The sequence below is a fragment of the Cyanobacteria bacterium GSL.Bin1 genome (assembly GCA_009909085.1).
Classification (GTDB): domain Bacteria; phylum Cyanobacteriota; class Cyanobacteriia; order Cyanobacteriales; family Rubidibacteraceae; genus Halothece.
The window spans coordinates 17,918-39,938 of sequence record JAAANX010000058.1 but is presented as its reverse complement, the minus strand read 5'-3'; the positions used below and the strand labels follow the sequence as shown (position 1 = coordinate 39,938).

At 44.6% G+C, this 22,021-nt stretch carries 23 protein-coding genes and 3 pseudogenes; 12 read left to right on the top strand and 14 right to left on the bottom strand.

The genetic code is table 11. The features are described 5' to 3' along the window. Window positions 1-301 precede the first annotated feature (301 nt). Both GVY04_06605 and GVY04_06600 read left to right on the top strand, forming a co-directional pair. On the top strand, window positions 302-1,819 hold the full coding sequence (locus GVY04_06605; GenBank protein ID NBD15815.1) for an NADH-quinone oxidoreductase subunit M: 1,518 nt from the start codon (window positions 302-304) through the stop codon (window positions 1,817-1,819). Between the two features lie 39 nt (window positions 1,820-1,858). Next, complete coding sequence (locus GVY04_06600; GenBank protein ID NBD15814.1) at window positions 1,859-3,151, top strand: CO2 hydration protein; 1,293 nt, start codon at window positions 1,859-1,861, stop codon at window positions 3,149-3,151. A gap of 39 nt (window positions 3,152-3,190) precedes the next feature. On the opposite strand, the gene GVY04_06595 is transcribed toward GVY04_06600, so the two are convergent. Continuing rightward, entirely contained in the window at window positions 3,191-4,582 is a 1,392-nt protein-coding gene (locus GVY04_06595; GenBank protein ID NBD15813.1) for a cytochrome P450, read from the bottom strand. Window positions 4,583-4,824: 242 nt separating this feature from the next. Between GVY04_06595 and GVY04_06590 the strand changes: the two genes are divergently transcribed. After that, window positions 4,825-5,721, top strand: coding sequence for an alpha/beta fold hydrolase (locus GVY04_06590; GenBank protein ID NBD15812.1), 897 nt, complete (start codon window positions 4,825-4,827; stop codon window positions 5,719-5,721). A 21-nt stretch (window positions 5,722-5,742) separates the two neighbouring features. Beyond that, window positions 5,743-6,300 carry a 2'-5' RNA ligase family protein gene (locus tag GVY04_06585; protein ID NBD15811.1) on the top strand — a complete coding sequence of 186 codons (558 nt, stop codon included), beginning with the start codon at window positions 5,743-5,745 and terminating at the stop codon, window positions 6,298-6,300. A gap of 42 nt (window positions 6,301-6,342) precedes the next feature. Here the strand turns inward: GVY04_06585 and GVY04_06580 are convergent, their stop codons facing one another. Then, window positions 6,343-7,215 (bottom strand): Cof-type HAD-IIB family hydrolase, encoded by an 873-nt coding sequence (locus GVY04_06580; GenBank protein ID NBD15810.1) that lies wholly within the window; start codon window positions 7,213-7,215, stop codon window positions 6,343-6,345. 107 nt (window positions 7,216-7,322) lie between these two features. Here GVY04_06580 and GVY04_06575 point away from each other — a divergent pair, with 107 nt between their 5' ends. Together GVY04_06575 and GVY04_06570 are read left to right on the top strand one after the other, a co-directional pair. Further along, window positions 7,323-7,742 carry a hypothetical protein gene (locus GVY04_06575; protein NBD15809.1) on the top strand — a complete coding sequence of 140 codons (420 nt, stop codon included), beginning with the start codon at window positions 7,323-7,325 and terminating at the stop codon, window positions 7,740-7,742. Window positions 7,743-8,020: 278 nt separating this feature from the next. Continuing rightward, entirely contained in the window at window positions 8,021-8,950 is a 930-nt protein-coding gene (locus GVY04_06570; GenBank protein ID NBD15808.1) for an alpha/beta fold hydrolase, read from the top strand. Here the strand turns inward: GVY04_06570 and GVY04_06565 are convergent. Both GVY04_06565 and GVY04_06560 read right to left on the bottom strand, forming a co-directional pair. Then, window positions 8,947-9,339, bottom strand: coding sequence for a DUF4440 domain-containing protein (locus GVY04_06565; protein ID NBD15807.1), 393 nt, complete (start codon window positions 9,337-9,339; stop codon window positions 8,947-8,949). The two genes, GVY04_06570 and GVY04_06565, sit on opposite strands and share 4 nt — an antisense overlap. A gap of 146 nt (window positions 9,340-9,485) precedes the next feature. Then, complete coding sequence (locus GVY04_06560; protein NBD15806.1) at window positions 9,486-10,169, bottom strand: SDR family NAD(P)-dependent oxidoreductase; 684 nt, start codon at window positions 10,167-10,169, stop codon at window positions 9,486-9,488. An 11-nt stretch (window positions 10,170-10,180) separates the two neighbouring features. Here GVY04_06560 and cas5 point away from each other — a divergent pair. Then, window positions 10,181-10,276, top strand: a pseudogene (gene cas5 / locus GVY04_06555) (CRISPR-associated protein Cas5). A 306-nt stretch (window positions 10,277-10,582) separates the two neighbouring features. Here the strand turns inward: cas5 and GVY04_06550 are convergent. From GVY04_06550 to GVY04_06540, 3 genes are read right to left on the bottom strand one after another with little or no spacing between them, the layout of a single operon-like run. Beyond that, on the bottom strand, window positions 10,583-11,443 hold the full coding sequence (locus GVY04_06550) for a shikimate dehydrogenase (protein ID NBD15805.1): 861 nt from the start codon (window positions 11,441-11,443) through the stop codon (window positions 10,583-10,585). Next, window positions 11,440-13,926 (bottom strand): DNA topoisomerase 4 subunit A, encoded by a 2,487-nt coding sequence (locus GVY04_06545; protein NBD15804.1) that lies wholly within the window; start codon window positions 13,924-13,926, stop codon window positions 11,440-11,442. Before GVY04_06545 ends, GVY04_06550 begins: the two co-directional genes overlap by 4 nt. Before the next feature lie 35 nt (window positions 13,927-13,961). After that, on the bottom strand, window positions 13,962-14,840 hold the full coding sequence (locus GVY04_06540; protein ID NBD15803.1) for a tetratricopeptide repeat protein: 879 nt from the start codon (window positions 14,838-14,840) through the stop codon (window positions 13,962-13,964). Window positions 14,841-14,913: 73 nt separating this feature from the next. Here GVY04_06540 and GVY04_06535 point away from each other — a divergent pair, with 73 nt between their 5' ends. Then, window positions 14,914-15,390 (top strand): CRR6 family NdhI maturation factor, encoded by a 477-nt coding sequence (locus GVY04_06535; GenBank protein NBD15802.1) that lies wholly within the window; start codon window positions 14,914-14,916, stop codon window positions 15,388-15,390. A 16-nt stretch (window positions 15,391-15,406) separates the two neighbouring features. On the opposite strand, the pseudogene GVY04_06530 reads toward GVY04_06535, so the two are convergent. The 3 genes and pseudogenes from GVY04_06530 to GVY04_06520 all read right to left on the bottom strand — a co-directional run bounded on the left by GVY04_06530 (window position 15,407) and on the right by GVY04_06520 (window position 16,282). Further along, window positions 15,407-15,769: pseudogene (locus GVY04_06530) on the bottom strand (DUF86 domain-containing protein). Beyond that, on the bottom strand, window positions 15,756-16,115 hold the full coding sequence (locus tag GVY04_06525) for a DNA polymerase subunit beta (GenBank protein ID NBD15801.1): 360 nt from the start codon (window positions 16,113-16,115) through the stop codon (window positions 15,756-15,758). Before GVY04_06525 ends, GVY04_06530 begins: the two are co-directional and overlap by 14 nt. Before the next feature lie 23 nt (window positions 16,116-16,138). Beyond that, window positions 16,139-16,282 (bottom strand): annotated as a pseudogene (locus tag GVY04_06520) (LD-carboxypeptidase). Window positions 16,283-16,452: 170 nt separating this feature from the next. Between GVY04_06520 and GVY04_06515 the strand changes: the two are divergent. Together GVY04_06515 and GVY04_06510 are read left to right on the top strand one after the other, a co-directional pair. Next, complete coding sequence (locus GVY04_06515) at window positions 16,453-16,788, top strand: hypothetical protein (GenBank protein ID NBD15800.1); 336 nt, start codon at window positions 16,453-16,455, stop codon at window positions 16,786-16,788. Continuing rightward, on the top strand, window positions 16,772-17,038 hold the full coding sequence (locus GVY04_06510) for a hypothetical protein (GenBank protein ID NBD15799.1): 267 nt from the start codon (window positions 16,772-16,774) through the stop codon (window positions 17,036-17,038). The genes GVY04_06515 and GVY04_06510 overlap by 17 nt, the downstream gene beginning before the upstream one ends. Before the next feature lie 18 nt (window positions 17,039-17,056). On the opposite strand, the gene GVY04_06505 is transcribed toward GVY04_06510, so the two are convergent. Together GVY04_06505 and GVY04_06500 are read right to left on the bottom strand one after the other, a co-directional pair. Further along, window positions 17,057-17,947 carry an LD-carboxypeptidase gene (locus GVY04_06505; protein NBD15798.1) on the bottom strand — a complete coding sequence of 297 codons (891 nt, stop codon included), beginning with the start codon at window positions 17,945-17,947 and terminating at the stop codon, window positions 17,057-17,059. A 5-nt stretch (window positions 17,948-17,952) separates the two neighbouring features. Beyond that, complete coding sequence (locus tag GVY04_06500) at window positions 17,953-19,254, bottom strand: extracellular solute-binding protein (GenBank protein ID NBD15797.1); 1,302 nt, start codon at window positions 19,252-19,254, stop codon at window positions 17,953-17,955. 224 nt (window positions 19,255-19,478) lie between these two features. Here GVY04_06500 and GVY04_06495 point away from each other — a divergent pair, with 224 nt between their 5' ends. Next, the gene (locus GVY04_06495) at window positions 19,479-20,171 is read left to right on the top strand and encodes a plastoquinol terminal oxidase (GenBank protein NBD15796.1); all 693 of its coding nucleotides are present in this window, start codon (window positions 19,479-19,481) and stop codon (window positions 20,169-20,171) included. 55 nt (window positions 20,172-20,226) lie between these two features. Here the strand turns inward: GVY04_06495 and GVY04_06490 are convergent, their stop codons facing one another. Then, window positions 20,227-20,862 (bottom strand): redoxin domain-containing protein, encoded by a 636-nt coding sequence (locus GVY04_06490; protein NBD15795.1) that lies wholly within the window; start codon window positions 20,860-20,862, stop codon window positions 20,227-20,229. Window positions 20,863-21,106: 244 nt separating this feature from the next. Between GVY04_06490 and psbU the strand changes: the two genes are divergently transcribed. Then, entirely contained in the window at window positions 21,107-21,532 is a 426-nt protein-coding gene (gene psbU, locus GVY04_06485) for a photosystem II complex extrinsic protein PsbU (protein ID NBD15794.1), read from the top strand. 93 nt (window positions 21,533-21,625) lie between these two features. Here psbU and GVY04_06480 read toward each other — a convergent pair whose 3' ends face one another. Next, window positions 21,626-22,021 (bottom strand): hypothetical protein, encoded by a 396-nt coding sequence (locus tag GVY04_06480; protein NBD15793.1) that lies wholly within the window; start codon window positions 22,019-22,021, stop codon window positions 21,626-21,628.

Here is a 22,021-nt window from a genome sequence, read left to right as displayed (position 1 = left end):
CGAATGGCTTATGTGTAGCCTAAGAAAATGTGAGTCTCAACCGCATCGAGCGGTATCGACTCACCCGCTTTCCTCCCCCACCTGTTCCGAGGTGGGGGAGTCCCACGGATCTTTTGTTGAACCAGAGGATTAATAATTCTGTTTTCAAAAAATTAGAAGGAATATGAAATTGAAAAAAGTCTGCTCTCTACCGCTCTCCCCCTCTTACCAAGGACACCTAAGATAACAATCTGACAAAAACGCAATCTCAACAGTTGCGTTAATTGATGCGCTTCCCAAAAATGATTAAGGAGAGGAAAGAATGCTGAGTGTCTTACTCATTTTGCCGATTATTGGGGCGTTGGCGGTCATGCTCTATCCGAAGCAAGCCAAAACCACCCAATTGCGTCAAGTTGCTCTTTTAGCGACCCTTGCCCCGTTGGCTTGGACAATTTATTTATTTTCGCAGTTTGATCTCAATACGGGCGGGTTTCAGTTTTCTGAATTTATGCCCTGGTTAGAACCGATTGGCTTGAATTATCATCTCAGTGTAGATGGAATTTCATTGCCACTGGTTTTTCTTAATAGTTTTTTAAGCGCGATCGCGATTTACAGTACCAATGTTAAAATTGAGCGCCCTCGCCTCTATTACAGCTTGATTTTACTGGTCAACTTCGGCGTTGCGGGAGCCTTAATGGCACAAAATCTCCTCCTCTTCTTCCTGTTTTACGAAGTGGAGTTAATTCCCTTTTATTTGCTAATTAGCATCTGGGGAGGAGAGAAAAGAGGCTATGCAGCGACCAAATTTATCCTTTATACTGCCGTCTCTGGCTTGCTGATTATTGCCGGATTTTTAGGGCTGGCGTTTCTTAACCAAAGCGGGAATTTTGAATACGAAAATATCACCACTTCCGGGTTATCTTTGAAAACCCAGCTGATCTTACTGACGATTCTTTTAGTGGGCTTTGGCATGAAAACCCCCTTGGTGCCCCTCCATACGTGGCAGCCAGATGCTTATGTGGAAGCCTCACCACCTATTGCCATTTTATTGGGGGGAGTGCTGGCAAAATTAGGCACTTATGGGATTCTTCGCTTTGGGTTGCAACTCTTTCCCGAGACTTGGAATTTAACCGCCCCTGGACTTGCCATTATTGGTGTCGTCAGTGTGATTTATGGGGCGTTGACCGCGATCGCGCAAAGCGATATTAAACGGATGGTTGCTTATAGTTCTATTGGTCACATGGGGTATATTCTTGTGGCTTCCGCGGCAGGAACCTCTCTCAGCGTTTTAGGGGCAGTGGCGCAGATGGTCAGTCACGGCTTGATTCTTGCCCTCTTATTCCAACTGATTGGAACCGTGGAGGAAAAAGTGGGAACGCGCGATCGCGCCACCTTAAATGGCTTAATGAACCCCGTGCGGGGTTTACCCCTCACCAGTGGCTTACTGATTGCTGCAGGGATGGCAAGTGCCGGAATTCCTGGTTTGGTGGGATTTGTTGCCGAATATATTGTGTTTCAAGGCAGTTTTTCCCGCTTTCCGATCGAGACTATTTTGTGCATTATTGCCTCGGGATTAACCGCCGTTTATTTTGTCATTCTGTTAAATCGAACTTGCTTTGGCAAACTGGATAATTCTCTTTCCTACTATCCAAGAGTCTTATGGTCAGAACGCTTGCCGGCGCTGATTTTAACCGCCATTATTTTTGCCTTTGGCGTTCAACCGAACTGGTTAGTGCATTGGATTGAACCGACCACAACCAATGTGGTGTCTTTACTCTCCCCGCAGATTCCTGATACTTATTCCAGCGCGATCGCGAGAGCAGAAGATTCTCAACAGTAATCAAACCAATGACAAATGACGAAGGACTAAGGACTAAAAATGACCACTGAAACCAAAACCAAACTTCCTCCCTCTCGACACGAATTTGCCGATATTATTCACCGCCTGGAAGCCGGCGGGGCAATGCTGCCCGATACCCCCGAAAACTTAATGCAAATTATCGGGATTTATAAAGCCTATGCGGTGCCCATGGATTTCTATTGGCGTGACTTGCTCTATATTGCCGAACGGGTATTTTTAAACCCCACTCCCGCTTTTAAATACTTCCTGCCCCAAGAGTATTTGGATTTAGAAAATCACTATGCCGGTGATAATGCTGACTTAAGAGTTTGGCGGGGGAGAGGCACTGCCCATCCCGAACTCTTGGAATTTATGGAGAAGGGAGAAACCAAAAATATTCCGCGAATTTTCCATCATTTGTGGCACGATCGCGTGAATATGGAATTCGCAGAAGAGTGCATGAGAGCGATGTTTTGGCATGGTCGTGATATGGGCTATGGCAAGTTTGATGCCTATCTCGACAGTGACGAATATCGCCAAAATGCCGATTGCGCCATTAGAGCCTATTTCAAAAATAATCCCTTGATGTTGGGCTTATATAAACTCTTCCCGGAAATGTTTATGGAAAAAGTACGGGAGATGTCTTATTACTCCAATTTGGGGCTGTTTTGGGAAGTCATGGCACCGGTCTTCTTTGAAATGTCCGATCGCTATGATGAAGGCAGCATTAGCAGCGTTCCCGAGGCAATGGATTTCTTGGTCAATGGTATTTTTGCCATTGCCGGTCGCCCGATTTATCATCACGTTTATATTGATGGCGAGAAGTACGAAATCATCCCCAAAAGCAAAGGCTTTACTTGGTTATATGAAGCAGCCCTCCCCTATGTAGAAGCGGTTTTTTATCGCACCTCTCCGTTCCGGGGAACTAAATCTTATAATGCTCAAGCCCATGAAGTGCCCGAGGATCAAAAAGATTTCCATTACGGAATTCTGTATGCCGATGTCTTTCCGGTGGGAACTGCCGGTATTCCCCCCACTCTCCTCATGCAGGATATGCTGCACTTCCTCCCTCCCTATTTGGAAGACTACTATGCCCAACACTGTCGTGGCGAGGAGGATAAACTGATTCAGTTGGGAATTACCTTCCAACGCTCTATGTACTGTGTTACGTCTGCGGTCATTCAAGCCCTCCGTACCGCCTTGCTGTATCCCCTGGATGATCCCAACCCGAAACACTTAAAAGCCAACCGTGCCTTTTTTGAATCGCAGCTCGATCGCTTCAAACGCCCAGAAGCCCGACTGAGAGATATTCAAAACCAAGACTATCGTTAAGGCGAAATCCCTTCCTGATCAGGAAGGGATTTGATTCAATTAAACCTCAGCAACGGTTTTTGAGCGCAGGCGTGTCCCCACTTTTTGGATCCAAACCGGTGTTCGTTGCCCTAAAGTCACACCCCGGCGTCCGGGCTGGACAGGGCGTTGATTGACTAACGTTAAATCCAGTTGACTCATAATCGTTCCTAAAACAATTTTCATCTCATACTGTGCTAATGCTGCACCCACACAACGTCGGACTCCCCCACCAAAAGGCATAAACTCATAGGGTGAAAACTGTCGTTCTAAGAACCGTTCCGGTCGGAATTGTTCCGGTTGAGGATAGAGGTCTTCCCGTCGATGCAGTAAATAAATACAGCCCATAATAAACATTCCCGGTTCTAACTGATAGCCACATAATTCCATCGGTTCTTCTACTCGCCGTGGAAACGTCAGCATCGCAACCGGGTGAATGCGGAGGGTTTCGTTGCAAACCGCACTCAAATAAGGGAGTTGCAAAAATTGCGCTGGATCCTCTAAATCAGTCACTGTATCCAGTTCCGCTAATAATTTTTCTTTGACATCCGGTAAGCAATGTAGCCAGTACATGGCCCAAGTTAAAGCCGTTGCCGTGGTTTCATGTCCGGCCAAAAGTAAAGTCATCAATTCATCGCGCAAATCTTGATCGGTGAGACCATTGCCGTCCTCATCTTCTGCCATTAAAAGCAAGGAAAGAATATCAATCCGGTTCGGATCGAGATTATTCCGTCGTTCTTGAATTTCTGCAAATAACAAGCGATCAATTTCCTCTGATAGTTGACGGATGCGACCGCCAGGACTCCAATTTCCTAAGTCTTTTCGCAACCACGGTAAAAAGACAATCATCGAAGAAATCGGATTGCCAACCATATCTAAGCGTTGACTTAATAACCGTTCAATTTTTTGATAGCGTTCGCCAGCGTGGAGTCCAAAGACGGCTTCTAAAATCACTCGCATCGTAATTTTTTGCATAGAACTGCGCACTTGAAAAGGTTCTTGTGTGGACCATTGGGCAATCACCTCTTGCGTGATGTTTTGAATGATTTCTCCATAGGCTTTCAGGCGTTCGCCATGGAAGGGAGGCATAATCAACTGTCGGCGACGACGATGTTCATTCCCGCTGGATAAAATGACATTTTGCCAACCAATCAGGGGGGCTAAAATCTGATTAACATCGCCAGGAGTAGTAAATTGCTTGCCAGTATCATGGGTGAGCATATACTGTAAGGCTTTGGGCTCACTGACCATCAATAAGGGCTCAGAACTACCCCAAGCAACATAGCATTGAAATAGATCCCCATACTGCTTGAAGTTATTTTTCATGTAGCCTACAGGGTCAAGAATCCATTGTCCAAGCTGCACGAACGTGGGCGCTTTTGGGGTTGGAATATTGGCTGTCGTATAATTCATTTTTAGAGTCGCAACTATCAGGTCTTATTTCCATTGTGCGCAAAAGAGAGAATCAGTAACGAGGAATCAGCTTAGAACTCGATGGAGTGTCTCATTGAATTTATAGTGAATGATCGTGCAACTTTCCTGGCGTCATTCAATGAGGGGGCTAACGTCGCTACACTAGTGATTAATTCCTTCTGATTTTGATTATCAGACGATTCAACTGAGTTGAGATAGATACCACAAACGTAAACCTTGCAATGATCTCTCGTAAGTTATCCCCTTTTATTCCCTCTCTTGCTCAAAAACTGACGGAAGAAACGTCCTTCAATCTCGTTGAAACGATTCAACAGACGTCTTTAGCAACTTCTCTTTCTGAAACGGCCATTCAGACCACTTATGTGCGACAAGGCGAAGGAGAACTTCCCCTGTTATTACTCCATGGTTTTGATAGTTCTTTGATGGAGTTTCGTCGCTTGCTTCCCCAAGTGTCTTCCGCTACAGAAACTTGGGCAGTGGATTTTTTTGGCTTTGGTTTAACGGATCGTCCCAAAGATATTCCCGTAACTCCCGATGCGATTAAAACTCACTTGTATGCTTTCTGGGAGGAATTGATTCAACGTCCGATGGTCTTATCAGGGGCTTCGATGGGGGGTGCGGTAGCCATTGATTTTGCTCTAACTTATCCCGAAACCGTACACAAATTAGTGTTACTTGATAGTGCTGGTTTTGCCGGGGGTCCTGCGATGGGCAAGTTAATGATTCCCCCTTTAGATCGCTTAGCAACCGGCTTTTTAAGTAATATAAAAGTCCGACAAAAAATTAGCGAGAACGCTTATTATGATCGCACCTTAGCCAGTGAAGATGCCTTAACTTGCTCCATGTTACATCTTGCCCATCCAAACTGGTCACGGGCGCTCATTTCATTTACAAAAAGCGGGGGCTATAACTTTTTGAGTAACCGCATCAAAGACATTTTGCAACCGACCTTAATTGTTTGGGGAGAACAAGATAAGATTTTAGGGACGAAAGATGCCCAACGATTTGAAACCACAATTGCCAATAGTGAATTGGTTTGGATTCCAGAATCAGGTCATGTGCCCCATTTAGAAAAACCGGATTTAACGGGAGAAGCGATCCGGACCTTTTTAGCCTAGTTGTCGAGAATAGGAAACAAGATGGTGAGTCAGAAAAAACTGTGTTTTGTCGCCCTGCTTCCTCCCGAAGCGGTACAAGCCAAAGCGAATGCGATTAAAGACCATTTTGCAGCCGTTTATGAGAGTTCCCATGCGAAAAAATCTCCTCCTCACATTACGTTGCAACCTCCTTTCAAGTGGGAATCAGAGCAACTTCCCGATTTGAAAACGACTTTAGGGCAATTTGCCCAGCGTCAAAGGCCAGTTCCAGTTCATTTATCCGGTTTTGGCGCATTTCCGCCACGAGTGATTTATATTCATGTGGAAAAAACCCCAGAATTATTAACGATTCAGCAATCGTTGATGGGTGATTTAAAAGATCAGCTGGGGTTAGTCGATCCCGTTGCCCAGTCGCGCCCGTTTGTTCCTCACCTGACCGTTGCGTTTCGGGATTTGAGTAAATCCAACTTTCGGCAAGCCTGGAAAGTGTATCAAGATCAGCCCTTTGACTATCAATTCACAGTTCAAGCGTTGACGCTGTTGTTACACAATGGCAAACATTGGGAAATTGAAGACAGCTTTGCCTTAGCCGAAGGCTAACTTAACGATTAGTTTGACTACTGGTAAGACTCAGAAGTCTATCTACAATCTACCAAGAATAAATTTTTCCAAAGCAGCAACCACCCCATCTGTTTCTACATCCGGGGCAACCCAATCCGCTTGGGCTTTGACTTCTGGTGGTGCATCTCCCATCGCCACCCCAACTGCTGCGTATTGCAGCATTTCGAGATCATTAAAATTATCTCCGATCGCGATCATATTTTTAGCTTCGAGATGCAAAACCTCTTCTACCAGATAACGCACTGCTTTCCCTTTACTCGCGCCCGGATGACAGGCTTCAAAAAAGTAAGGATTCGACTGGGTCAAATATAACTTTTCTCGGGAATAGTGTTGTTGCAATGTCGAAAGCAAAGTTTTCGTAACCTCTGGCTTACTACTCATTGCCAGGACTTTTGTCGGCGGTTCTTCTAGAATGTTGCGCAAATCTCCTACAGGGTTTGCTTTAATGCGACTGCGTTCAATATATAAGCGCGTATCTTCCGTTATCTCCCGTACATAAAGTTCATCATTGAGATAAAAATGCACATCAAGATCGGCTCGCCGTTCTGGATGTTCACAATAATCGAGTAATTCCAGTGCTAATTCCCTGGGAACCGGTAAATGTCGGAGGGTTTCTTCAGTTTTTGCATTTTGAATCCAAGCGCCGTTGTAGCAAATAATCGGCAAATCGGCACCAATGGCTTGAGCAAAGTATAATGCAGAACGATACATCCGTCCGGTCGCGATCGCGACTTGAATCCCTTGCTCTTTCACCGTTTGTAAGGCATGAATTACGCCCGGATTCACTTCATTGGATTCCCCGGAAATTGTGCCGTCAATGTCTAAAACCACTAAACGGAGATCTGTGGTGACACTGGAAGCAAGGGGATTAGAGTTAAGAGCCGAGTCAGTCATAAGTCGCGTAAAGATAGGGTTTCGCTGCGTTAGTCAACAAAACTATGTTACCTTAAAAAAAGATTAAGCAATATGAACTGCTGTTTTTAGGGGCTGAATAATTACTCATGGTCGGATTTATTAAAAAGATCTTTGGCGGTAAGTCAGACGATAACAATGAAAACAAGGAAAAACCAAAACGAGAAAAACAAAAAACCTTTTTTCTTGACCCAGATGACGCGAAAACTTACGGCGATATTGACTATATGCGCCAGTCTCGGACGGTTAAAAGAAGTTTCCCAAAAAGTGTAGGAAATCCAGAAGGTGGAGAACAAGTGGAGGAAGTTTCTTCGCTTGAGAAAAAGTCTCTTTCTAAACAAAAAAATCCTCAAACCCAAAGTGAAAAATCTTCACAATCATCTGAGCAAACAACTCAAGAAGGGCAAATGTATTCCGCAAAAGACGATCCTAAAATTCAAGAGCGTCGTCAGTCTGATTCCAGCTTAGATATGTTTAGGAATATGGCGCGGGATATTAAAAAGCAGTAGTTTTTTTCCGTTTTACGGTTGCAGATTATGCCGGAATTTGATTCTGGTGCGGGGTTCACAAGGGTCGGAATCGAGTTTCGACTACGAACCCTTGCCTGCTTGGACCGTTGATCAAAATTAGTTAAAATTCAGTGGTTAGAGATTGGGTAATTCACTTGGCTTGATTGCTCAACCTCTAGCCTTTTCTATATTGAAGATTGCTATTAAAATTCGATAACCGTGTAACACTCAGTTGAGATCACTTCTTTAACAAATTATAAATCATCAATCATACAATTATGCTATTTCAAGACGCTCAAGAAACTCATTTTTATATGAGTGATCACTATCGATGCGCTTATGAAGTTTGGTCCTCTCAGGCTACAAATCAAACCTCTGAAATCGCGCTTTTATTAATTCATCCCATTGGTGTCGGTTTATCTCGAAAATTTTGGTATCGATTTTGTCAGCAGTGGCAAGGACGGGGGGAATTAGAAACAATTTATAATCCTGATTTATTAGGTTGTGGGGAAAGTGCCTTACCTCGGAGGCCTTATACCCCAGAAGATTTTGCCAAACCATTAAAAGACTTGATTGAAATGGTCATTCAAAAGCCGGTGGTCCTTATTGTCCAAGGGGCTTCGTTTCCCATTGCACTGTCTTTATTAGGATTTAACCCTTCGCCAGGAGTTGCCGGTTTAATTTTGGGGGGACCTCCAGCTTGGTCGCTGATAACTGAGGAAAAAACATCGCGACAACAAAACTTGCTATGGAATCTGTTTAACTCTCCGCTGGGAGGATTGTTTTACCGTTATGCCCGTCGTCGTAATTTTCTGCAGTCTTTTTCGGTGCGGCAGTTATTTGAAAAGACAGAGGATGTGGATCAACCCTGGTTGGATATGTTACAAGCGGGGGCAGCAAATGTCGAAACTCGTCATGCGGTGTTTTCGTTTTTAGCTGGGTTTTGGCGTCGCAATTATGAAAGCGTGATCGCGCAACTTTCTCAACCCACGCTGGTTTTGATGGGAGAAGCGGCTTCAAGTATTAGTCGAGACAGTGCCGTTGAATCTCCGGAAGAACGAATGATTAACTATTGTCGGGTTCTTCCCAATGGAGAAGCGAAAATGATCCCGGGACGTAATGTTCTTCCCTACGAATCGCCAACTGCCTTTACCACAGCTTGCCAGGAATTTGTGCAACCACTGCGAACCCAAATCACGTCTGGCTAAGAAGACATAATGGGACTGCCATGATGATGGACGAGATACCATTTTTGCGCCATTTTCCGAAAGCTATTGGTCGCTAAGGATTGGGCTTTTAGCTTTCTGCCTCGGCGCACTTGCGTCACATTTTCCATCACCACTACATACGCGATCGCGTAATCGACTTCGGTGACAATCACGTTGGTATCGATTTCCAGATAATCCGTGTTTTGGAAAATTTTTTCCCAAGAGGAACGAATGTTTTCCCAGCCTTGAATCATTTTGCCACCCGGATGAATGCAGATACTGCCATCACCTTGCCACCAAGTTTGATTCATCAAGGTCAGATCTTTTTTCTCGAAAGCGCGATAGAAGGCATCATTCACGTCGAGAATAGTTTGTGTTTCTTCAGTCATTTTTTTATAGCACTTCCTAAGCGGGTGAGGTACAAAATTATTGGTTTAGGGAGTCGGGAATAGGCAACAGGGAACAGGCCAAAAAATTCTCTTTATTCTCCTTGTCTCCTTGTCTCTTTGTCTCCTGGTCACCCCTTCCCAAACCCCTAAGCCGGAACAGTTAAAGGCTGACCATTCTGATTGGGTTTAATTTTTAATAAGAAAGGAACCGCTTTTTTCACCCACTGATCAACCGGCGTAAAATTGGCAGCGCTACTGCCAAAACAGGTTTCTAGCATTTCGGTGTGAATAATTCCCGGATTTAAGGGAATCGCTGCCATCCCGGAGGGTAATTCTTGGGCGAGGGCACGGGTTAACCCTTCAATTGCCCACTTTGTCGTACAGTACGGTACCACATGGGGGGAAGTGGATCGTCCCCAGCCCGAACTAAAGTTAACAATAATTCCCCGTTGTTTTGCCATCATTGCCGGTAAGAATTGCCGCATCACATTGGCAACCCCTTTAATATTGACATCAATAATCTGGTCAAATTCGGCTGTGGGGACATTCCAGAATTCGGTGGACTGATTAATCAAGGCAGCATTATTCACTAACAGTTCTGGGGGGTCATATTCAGCTAAGACAGCCTCTTTCCATTGTTGAACTTGCCCTTCGTCAGCCACATCAACCGCGGTAAAATGATGCGGCTTGCCGTAGGTTTGATTGAGTTCCTGAATTGCTCTTTCATTGCGTGCGCAACCGATCACTATACAGCCTTCGGCAATAAAATTTTCGGTCATTGCGCGACCCAATCCTTGACTGACGCCGGTGACTAAAACTAATTGACTCATAATTTTCGTGACCCTTTCAATCGGGTTCTTATCGTTCAACAACTCCTGTTCCTTCTCCTTCTACCGTTTACGGGATATTGCTCAATTTGGCTGGAATTGATTGGAGATGATTTGCCAGCTTATCCGGATTTCAGGTTACAAAAAAACCAGCCACGAGGGCTGGCTTGTCTAGCTTGCTGCGTTGGGAGGAGAAAACCTAAGTTGCACCAAGACCGCCTGACGCTGCTGTTCGTCTCAGTTCAGGAGATGGGACAATTTGGTTCTACTACAAGTAGTTTAACAATCATCGTAAAGTTTTGCAAATTTTTTTTACAATCCCTGAAAAAAGGTAGCGAAAATTACGAAATTGTGCTTTAATTATCCACCAATCAGCCCTTGATTGGGTAAGAAGCGGGGAGTTGAATCCAGATTTATTAACCTGCTGACTGGTTTAGGGCTGAGCGCATGATCTCGACGGGAACAGACTGTTGTATCCACAGTTCGAGGGCGGCTGCTCCTTGTTGAATGAGCATTTCTAGGCCATCGAAAATGACTGCACTCCTAGTATCTTGTGCCAGTTGCAAAAAGCGCGTCGGTCGTGGGGTATAAATCAAATCATACGCGATCGCGCCTGGGGGAAGTTGCCTTAAAACCGCTGCTTCTACCGGGGAGGTCTCACTATGAGGAGACATTCCCACAGGCGTTGTATTGACTAAAAGCTGGGTTTGCGAAACTAAACGAGGTAAGTCTTCCCAAAGATAGATTTTCAAGTCGGCAGATAGCCCTGTCTTGTCCCAACTGGCTTGAAATTGTTCTAATTTTTCTAAACTACGTCCCACGACAGCAATTTGGGGACAGCCTAATTTGGCACAACCGACAATCACCGCTCGCGCTGCACCGCCATTCCCGAGAATGACTGGGGTAATTTGTGACCAATTTTGATTGAGAGACTTTAAAGGGGCAATAAAGCCATCGACATCGGTGTTCGTTCCCTCCCAACCCGTTGCCGTGCGCCAAATGGTATTCACGGCGCCAACTTGCTGCGCTTCTGGAGTAATCCGATTGAGATGGGGAATAATTGCTTGTTTATGAGGAATGGTGGCATTAAATCCCACTAAATCAATGGCAGCAAAACCGGCTAAGGCACGTTCTAAATCCCCTTTTTTCACGGGTAACGGCAGATAAACATAATCTAACCCAAGATGATTTAACACCGCATTATGCATCACCGGCGATAAAGAATGTTCCACCGGATCGCCAATCACCCCTAATAATTTTGTTTTGCCGGTAATCATAAGTCAGAAATTGGAATGAGCTGGGTAATCGTTTCCTCTGCTTTCAGTTTGACGGCGCGATCGCCGACCCCATCTTTACCCCAAAAGGCCACTTCTTTCAGGAGTAGGGAAAAGACACGTCCTTGATTCGTTAAAAGCTTGACCACAGCGGTTTCTGGTTCAGCACTGACCATTCCTGCCACGCGATCGCTGCTATTGATAAATTGTAAGCCTTGCGTGCCAATATCTCCGCGACTCCCTCGCCGGATTGCAGTAACGGGAATGCGTTTGGCATAGCCCAGTTGCGAGACTAATAGAATCGATGCGTCTGGAGAAAGAGAAACACACCCCACCGGCTGTTCCTGTTGACGGAGGCGAGTGGCTAAATTCCCTTGGGCAGTGCGCCCCATTGGGGGCATTTGCTCATCATTGACGGCAAACCGCAGAATCCGCCCGCCAGAGGTAGCCAGAAGAACATCTTCTCCTTCTGCTGTTAAACAGACATTGGCTGCGCGATCGCGCTCTTTTAGTTTGACTAAACTTAAGCCCCGATTCCCAATGCTGGCTATTTCTGATGCTGCCAAGCGCTTAATCCGCCCTTGTTGTGTCAGTAAAATGACATCTTTTTCCGGCAGAGGAAGATAAGACAAGGGATTTTCTTCGGTTTTACTGGCAATGCCTTGTAAAACTTTATTTAAAGAGACATTTTGTTTCCCGTAAACAGGAGGAATGGCATCTGTTTTGAGGCTATAAGCTTTCCCAAAGTCAGTAATTGCGATTAAAGGCTTTTCTGTATTTAATGGGCTGCGGAAAACAACAAAATCCTTACTCTTGCTCCCTTTATCAGTTGTTGGCTCCTCAGACCAATAAATTTTTCCTTGTTGGGTAATTTCCAGAATTGCCGATTCGGGAGGGGCAGTAGGAGTTTTAGCGGTTGGAGGAGAGGGGTTTTCGGTGGTAGCGGATTGGGATTGAGAAGGACTCGTATTTTTTTTCGATTTTGCAGCCGGAACGATGCGCGTTCGTCTTTCGTTTCCATACCGTTTTTTCAGCGATCGCAGCTCTTTTTTCAACGCTTTGAGTAATTCCTGGCGATCCGATAATAGGGTTTCAAGTCGGCTGATTTCTTCCCGTAAGTCATTGACTTCCGCTTCTAATTTTTGTCGTTCTAACCCTGTCAGGCGGCGCATCGGCATTGCCAGAATAGAGTCTCCCTGTTCCTCACTAATGCCCAACTGCACCTGTAACTGCCCTTTCGCGGTACTCCCATCCGGGGCATTGCGAAGAATATCAATGACCGCATCGAGATGGTTGAGGGCGGCTAATAATCCCTCTGAAAGGTGTAAGCGTTTGCGTGCGACTTCGAGTTGGTGCGTATATTGTCGGGTCAGGGTTTCTTCTCGAAACCTAAGGAAATTTTCTAGTAAATCCCGCAAAGACAGTTGACAAGGGGTATTATTCACCAGGGCAAGCATAATCGTCCCAAAATTGGTTTGTAGCGCCGTTTGGTGGTAGAGTTGCCCTAAAACGTTATCCGCTGAAGCATCCCGTTTTAACTCAATCACGACGCGCACTCCTGTGCGATCGCTTTCATCCCTGATATCGGCAATCCCTTCAATCCGCCCAGCGTTGACGAGTTCCGCTACTTTTTCAATCCAAGAAGCTTTATTCACCTGGAAAGGAAACTCGGTCACAACCAGGGCAGTCCGATCGCGCTTCCGTTTGCCTAAATTGAGCTGTTCTACCTTAACCACGCCGCGGACTCGAATCGTACCCCGTCCAGTACGGTAAGCATCGTGAATACCTTCCCCATCCATAATCTCGCCCCCCGTCGGGAAATCGGGGGCAGGAATCAACTCCCACAGCTTCTCATCGGGGACATCGGGCTTATCAATGAGTTTAATCAACCCATCCACCACTTCTCCTAAGTTATGAGGGGGGATATTCGTTGCCATACCCACGGCAATTCCCGAACAGCCGTTGAGTAATAGGAGGGGCAATTGCGCCGGGAGGACTACGGGTTCTTGTTGGGAGTTGTCAAAGTTCCCGACAAAATCTACCGTGGCTTCCCCAATATTATTGAGGAGAGCATCTTGCGCGATCGCGGCGAGGCGAGTTTCGGTATAACGCATGGCAGCCGGTGGGTCATTGTCCAAAGAACCAAAATTGCCATGTCCAGAAAGGAGTGGATAACGCGAGGAAAAATCTTGCACCATCCGCACCAAGGCATCGTACACCGCTTGATCGCCATGGGGATGATATTTCCCCAAAACATCCCCGACCACACGGGCACATTTGCGAAAGGGTCGATCCGGCGTTAAGCCCAACTCGTGCATGGCGTACAAAATGCGTCGATGGACAGGCTTTAGACCATCCCGTACATCCGGGAGTGCCCGTCCCACAATCACACTCATCGCATATTCGAGATAGGACTGTTCCATCTCCGTATGGAGAGCGGTGGGAATAATTTGATTACCACCCATAAGATTTAACTGTTTTGCCATTCCTAATACCTACCGAGAAGTGGAGAGACTTTAATTTACTCTGAATCAGGTGGGTTGATCTGTAAACGGCTCAGGGTTGACTCCATTAGAGGAGACGTAAAAAAGTCTTCTGTATCCGCGAGTAATTTTTCTCCCCAGAGGTTTTCTTCTAAAAATTCGAGGTTAGCATACCGAGTGTCGGAACGTAAGGCAGCTTGCGCCATTTTAATCGCCTCTTGTTGCTTGCCTTGTCCATAGAGTGCTACCGCGATCGCGAGTTTCGGTTCCGTTGCATTCTCAGCAATTTCGGCGGCAGTGCGCCACTTTTCCATTGCTGCAGCAATTTTACCCTGTTCGTATTCAATTAACCCAATATTATTGATCGCTGGCCAAAATCCTGCCTCTAATTGTGCTGATTTTTGATAAGACGCGATCGCGCTGTCATATTGACCCAGTTTGAGGTGAGTATTCCCCATATCAAACAAGGCTTCTGGGGAATCTGGTTCTAACTCTAAACCCGCTTTTAATTCTTGCAGCGCTTGTTGATAATCACCTTGTTGGAAATAGGCTGAACCAAGGGTAAATAAAACTTGAGGTTCTTCTGGTGCCAGTGTATGGGCTTTTTTCAATGCTATCAGGGCTTGTTCCAGGTTTTCGTTTCTCGCCTCGAGGCTACCCCAAATAAACCAGGGTTGATAAGCCTCTGGGGCAAGTTGTGTTGCCACTTTCGCGCGTGCCAATGCCGCATCATACTGTTGAAATCGCACCAGTTGGGCTGCATCTTGTGCGAGTGCTAACCCTTGTTCTTCTAAGTTTTCAAAGTTCGGTTCTAATGTGTGTGGAAGCAGGGCTTGTGCGTGAGATGCGGGTACAGCAATACTCCACATTCCAGCGCAAGCTGCCAGAGAAATTAACCAATTTTGCTTTAACCCCATACCGCCTCTTGCTTTAAGCGTTACTTGTCAGTCTTGTCCTAAGATAGTTCACGACACCGATATTTTTTCAACGATGACCATAACCATCAAGTTAACTCAAGATAGCATTGATCGCCTGGACTTATCACCTGTCCAAAAGGAACTCGACCCCATTTTAAGCGCGGGAACCCTAACCGAATACGAGCAACAATTCCAATTTGAGTTTGATTATCCTAGAGATCCCACTGATCCGCGTGAGCTTTCCGAAGTTCCAGAAATTCGCCTTTGGTTCTTACGACTGGACACGGTTTATCCCTGGTTTATTTTCTTTCTCGACTGGCGCAATGGGGAACTCGCCCGTTATACGGCAATGTTAGTTCCGCACCAATTTAGTCGTGCTGAAGGGATTCAATTTAACCCGGAAGCTTTGGAAATTTTTGTGATGAGAAAAGTTTTTGTGCTCTACGATTGGTTGCAGCAGCAACAGGTTTCCGGTTATGGACGTATTATTGCGTTTAGTCAAATGTTGGGATATGAGGTGGATGAATCGTTTTTTGAGAAGGAGCAATAATTAGTTTCGGTATTCTTTAGGGTGATTGATCGTCTGCTAAAGGGGGTTGGACAGATTCTAATTGATGAATTAATGGAGAAAGCTGAGTCGTTAAAATATTCCAAATCCGATCACAACGAATCTCATCGTAGCGGTGAGCCAAAATATTACGCAAACCAATGATACTCGACCAATCAATATCAGAATGGGTTTGGCAGAATTGTGGAGATAGTCTTCTTGCTGCTTCTCCCAAAATTTCTAATTCTCTTTCTACTGCTCGTTGTACCATTAAATTCTTAGCATAATCATCATAAGAAAGACCATTGGTAAAGTCTTAAATGTGATGAATGGCTTGTATCATATCCCATAAAGCTGCTAGATCGCGGTTAGGTTTTGACATAAAAAATTTGGTAATTTTTTAAAATTTCAGCGCGAAGATAGGGATTTTTGATTGCTTTTTTTTCAGTTAAATCAACGTTTCGATGTAATAAATGCTCTAATTGTTTTTGCATCTTGATTAAATCAAATAAATTACGTTTTGCATCTCCGTTTGGGGTAAACGTCACTAAAATATCAACGTCACTGTTAGGGCGAAAATCGTCGCGTAGAATTGAGCCAAAAAAAGCAAGTTCGGCAATTTCCCAACGTCGGCAAAAGTTAGATAGTGTTTCGTAACTGACTCCTAATCGGTCACTTAGTTTAGCCGTTAACACAGTAGATGAGTCGTCAAGAAAGATTTCTATCATTGATCATAACGGATGTCTTTTCTTCATATTGAGGAATAACAACGAAGTTCTCCTTGCTCACCATCTAATGTCATCATTTCCCCAACGGGTAAAGCAGCATTCGCCCCATCATGTCCAAAAGGTAAATTAGAAACAATCGGACAATTTAAGTCTGCCGCGCGATCGCGCTACTTAGGTCGGTGAAATAGTATGAAGTCTGTTCAGCTAGGTAATGACTTTGACCCACTAAGTATCTTCTGTATCGATAACAATTGGGGAAAATCCGGTTACTTCTCTTCCCTATCTTTAGGTGAAACTCGGACTGATACATCGATAATTCAATATTGCATCGTTTCCTATGGCAGATAATCTTAACAAAGAGTATCTTTACGATCTTACAGACCGTGATCGACTGCGGGTTCGAATTAATACCTCTCACAATCCAGAGCGCCCGACTTATGCAATCCAGTTAGAATGTTGGTTTGAAGCAGTTGGTCGTTGGACGCAAGTCATTAGATCTGATAATTTTGATGGTGCGCCTCACTTGGATATTTACCATCCTAATGGGACAACCCAGAAAAAGTGGCTTCTTGACCAAGAAGATAATAAGATCAATATGAAAGCTGCTCGCCAATATTTATTAGATCATTGGGAAGCGGAAAGAGCACGATATGAAAATGAATTATACAACTGAGCAACGTCGTCAACTAGCTGAAGCTAATATCAAGGCAGCCTTCGACCACTTAGAAGAGTTGATGGATCATCCTGAAAAAGTTTCTGACATCCCCGATGGCGCGATCGCGCTTCCTTCTACAGGAGACAAGTGGGTAGATCAAGAGAATGAGAAAATAGCTCAGCATTGGTCAGAGAAAGAAAACAGACCTGTTCACCGTTTAAGTCGCCAAAATTTTCTTAGCTCTACTTATCCATTCTCTCCCTCGTAAAAGTAAATTACTCTATCTTTAGAAAGCAGCACTCAGTTCTCCGCGATCTCCATCTAATGTCATCATTTCCCCAACGGGTAAAGCAGCATTTGCCCCATCATGTCCAAAGGGTAAATTCGAGACAATGGGACAGTTTAAGTCAGTAGCGCGATCGCGCAAAACTTCCTCAACCGTCCAACTGACACTTCCGGTTGGAGCTTCACAACGGCTGAACCGCCCCAGTGCTAACCCGCCAACTTTGTCAAAAATTCCAGATAATCGCCATTGGGTGAGCATTCTGTCAATGCGATAGGGGGCTTCGGTAACATCTTCTAGGGCAAGAATGACGCCGTCGAAACAAGGTTGTAACGGTGTTCCCAATACATGGGTTGCTACAGTTAAATTGGCAGGGAGTAACCGTCCGGTAACGCTTCCGCCACCCCAACCCTTTCCTTGCAAAGGAGAAAGTTTTTTCTGTTCAAGATAGCCAAACAAGCGTTCAACAGACCAATTCGGTTCTTGTGCTAACGTTGTTAAAACTGGCGCGTGTAACCCCATAATCCCCTGATTGTAAAAACTCCATAGCAACGCTGTCACATCCGAAAAGCCAATTAACCACTTTGGTGTCACTGAGAGTTCCCAAGACCATTTTTCCAGTAAGCGCATACTGCCATACCCGCCGCGGCTGCAAATAATCGCTTTATACTCTGGATTTGTCCATGCTTCGGATAAAACCTGACGCCGGTGTTCATCGCTTCCGGCGAGGTAGCCCTGTTGTTCGTAGGGAGAAATCAACTGGATGTTATACCGACTGCGCCAAATGGTTAACCCTTTTTCAAATTGTTCTTTTTCTTTTAAAGCACCACTCGGAGAAAGCACAGCAACAGTATCACCAGTTTGGAGAAGAGGAGGATGGAGAAGTGGGGTCATATCGATTAGCGTTCGTGAGTTGCACCTTCAAAGACTAACTCTAACCGCCGTTGTGATTCTTGCAAAGCCGCTTTCGGTTCTTTTTTGCCGAGTAAACTGGCTTCGATCGCGCGACCAAAATTTTCAGACAAGCGAGTATAATTCGGAATAATGGGACGTACTTTTGCCACCTCCATTTGTTCTAAAAAGACGTTTAAGACGGGATTTTCTGCGACGAACTGCTGATACGCTTCACTTTGTTGGGATTTAAGATTAATCGGTAAATAGCCGGTTCGCAACGCCCACTCCGTTTGAAAGGGCTCACTGAGAACATATTCTAAAAATTCAAAGCAGGCTTTTTCTCGTTCTGGGTTCGTTTTGAAGACAAATAAATTTTCTCCCCCAACGACTGCCGACTGTTGCTCTTTTTTGGGAAAAGGAAACACATCATAATCAATATCAGTTTGACTGAGTTGTCCGAGAGTCCAAGGTCCTGTTACTTGCATGGCAGCCCGTCCTGATAAGAAATTGTCCAATTCATAACCCCGTTCTGGTGCTGATAACATTGCCCAGTTATTTTGCACTAATTCCGAACCCAATTCTAAGGCAGAAATGGTTCCTTCATTGACTAAATTAGGTTGCTGATTATTGGTTAATAATTCCCCAGTGGCACTATATACAAACGGTAACCAAGTAAAAACGGTCCACTCTCCTTTTCCCAAGGATAAAAACAGCCCATATTGATCAACTAAACCATCTTCATCAAAATCTTGCGTCAGTTTCGCTGCTGCTGCTTCCAACTCTTCCCAGGTTTGAGGGATTGTTTCAATCCCCGCCTTGGCAAATAAAGACGGACGATAAAAAATCCCGGCATTATTGGTGGCAAAGGGAATTGACCAAATCTGATCATCAAGTTCCATACTGGCAAATAAAACCGGATCAATTTCTTCTTTTAACGGCGATTGATCCAACCAATCATTTAAGGGGCGAATGGCTCCTAATTCCACCAGTTGACCCGTTAATTGGGGAACAAACCACAGCATATCCGGAGGAACTTCACCGACAACGGCCGTTAAAATTTTCGGGAGTTGTCCGTCGGGTTGACCAATATAAATCGCATCAATTTGCAGTTGTTCATGACTCTCATTAAACTGATCCACTAAGTCTTGAAAAACTTCCCGATTGGATGGGGGATTAATGCCATGCCAAAGGGTTAACTGGGTGACATTTTGAGTTTGGGAAGACGAATTCAAAGCTGTACAACTGCTTAAAAATAAGCTTAAGCTGAGGCAAACAATCCAAAGTAAATTTTTAATTGCAGAAATCATACTAAACTTCGTTAAAGTTAATTTTATTTAATGCTTATTGATACTTTTTTATTAGCTTAAGAAAACCTTAAATGTGCAGAATAACTCCCAAGAAAAACCCGTAATTTTCTTATACTAAATACAGGCTCAAAAAAGCTCAATCTTTTGTTTTGCAACCTCTTATCTAATGTTAAGTGCAAAGCAGACGAAACCTCTTAACTTGTTTCAGGAGAACAACACGTTTTATGATTCGTTTACTGGTCAGCATTTTGGTGTTTGTCATCAACACAGTTTATCGCGATCGCGCCTATCCTCGCTTCTATGTCTTAGAAACAGTCGCTCGCGTCCCTTACTTTTCTTATCTCTCTGTGCTCCACCTCTATGAAACGCTCGGTTGGTGGCGACGAGTCGATTGGCTAAAAGTTCACTTTGCAGAGTCTTGGAATGAATTACACCATCTGCTCATCATGGAAGCCCTCGGTGGCGGCGATCAATGGTATGACCGTACGCTTGCTCGCACTGCTGCCTTAATCTACTATTGGGTTGTTGTTGTCATGTATTTGCTCTCTCCCCGTTCTGCCTATCGCTTTATGGAACTGGTCGAAGGTCATGCCTATCATACCTACGACACTTTCTTACAAGCCCAGGAAGAAGCCTTAAAACAACAGCCCGCCCCAGAAATTGCGGTGAAGTACTACCGCGATGGCGATCTCTATATGTTTGATGAATTCCAATCAGATCGCGCTCCCGAAGAACGTCGTCCGGACATCAACAACCTCTACGATGTCTTTGTTGCCATTCGCGATGATGAACAAGAGCACGTCAAAACTATGGTGGCTTGTCAAAAATCCCATGCTCAGGAAATCCTCCATAGCCCTCACACACAAGAATCTCCCGTTTTAGCCGCCGCTGCTGCTGCGCAAACCGAAGAAAACTAAACTCAATGATCAAAAAAAGCGGGCAATTTGCCCGCTCTCTCAACGCGTCGGTTAATTATTTATCCGGTTGAGGCGTCATGCGCAGATAGGGCTTAACTTCAGTCACTCCTTTCGGGAATTTCTTTTTCGCTTCTTCTGTGGGAATTGACGGAACAACCACCACATCATCTCCTTCTTTCCAGTTCACAGGCGTCGCCACTTGATAATTATCCGTCAGCTGTAAAGAATCTATCACTCTCAGTAATTCTGGGAAGTTACGACCAGTGCTCGCGGGATACGTTAAGGTCAAACGCAGTTTTTTCTGAGGATCAATCACGAAAACTGAGCGGACAGTAAGATTATTCAGGGAATTCGGATGAATCATTCCATAAAGATCAGACACTTTGCGATCGCCGTCTGCCAAAATGGGATAATTCACAGAACAGGATTGCGTTTCATTGATATCGTTAATCCAGCCTTGATGAGACTCTGCATCATCCACACTTAACGCCAACACTTTGACGTTGCGCTTATCAAACTCAGGCTTGAGGCGAGCCACTTCCCCTAATTCGGTTGTGCAAACCGGAGTATAATCCGCTGGGTGAGAAAATAAAATCACCCAGCTATCTCCTGCCCATTCATGGAAGGAGATTTCCCCCATACTCGATTGCTGTTTAAAATCAGGAACAACATCACCAAGTTGTAGTGCCATAAATTTATTATCCTCCGCAACATACTATCAACACTGTGCAGTTTAAAATTTTACCGTTAAAGACCAGTTTTCCGCTCGGGATTTCGTTCTTTCTTAAAAATTAGCCTCTAAAGAGAGGGCGAATTGTTCCCAGTCACATAAGATGAGAAAATAGCAAGCAAAAGCTGCAGTTAATTCTAGAAGCTGTATTCTAGAATTTGCTGCGATTATTGGCTTAAGGATCGCGCTCGAGGAGAAAATAATGATGCGAAAGTTAGGATCACTACTGCTGTTTGTACTATTTAGTATCAGTTTAATATTTGGTGTGGGGCAAGCTTCAGCTTGGGCTCTGAATACGAATCAAATTAATGTATCGAGCATTTCTGTGCTGGCTGAAATCCGCAATGATGCCGATCAAAAATTACAACAAATTGGCAATAAAATTGACCTCAATAACACGAATATTCAGGCATTTCGGGACTTGAGAGGGTTTTATCCCACTCTCGCTCGCAAAATCATCGAAAATTCTCCTTACGAGAAGGTAGAAGATGTTTTACAAATTCCTGATTTAAGTGAACGCCAAAAAGAGCGTTTAGAAGAAAATTTAGACCAATTTGTTGTCACTGATCCAGAAGCAGCATTTGTGGAAGGAGATGATCGGATTAACAATGGCGTTTACGGAGGTTATTAATCTCCGTTACTGTCTAATCTGATTATGAACTGATACTGAAAATCAGCCGCCTCTGCAATTGGTTAGAGGCGGTTTGATTTTAAAAGGCAATATCTAGGAACGAAATTGAGCCATTTCTTCCCGGAGTGTCGTTACTTCATCAGTTAAAGCTTGCAACCGCGCTGGAAAATCATCACGAGCGGGTTCTGCTGGTGTCGTACCATTACTGGCGCTCGTTGCTTGAGTGGTTCGACTTGAGGATGAGGAAGTGTCTTGTTGAGCGCCTTGATTGACTAAGTTTTCAATAAAATGACGGGCTTCAGTGGCTGTTGTTTCTCCTTTTTCTTCCCATTCTTGGGCACGCTGGTTAAGTTCTTGACTTAATTCCGAAACGAGCTGCATCCGTTTTTGCTCATTTTGCAGTGTTTCAGTGGCAACAGAAATTGCACCAAGGGTAATGTGAAAGCCTTGTTCAACCACTTTTAAAACTTGATTTTGATTGTTCTCCAT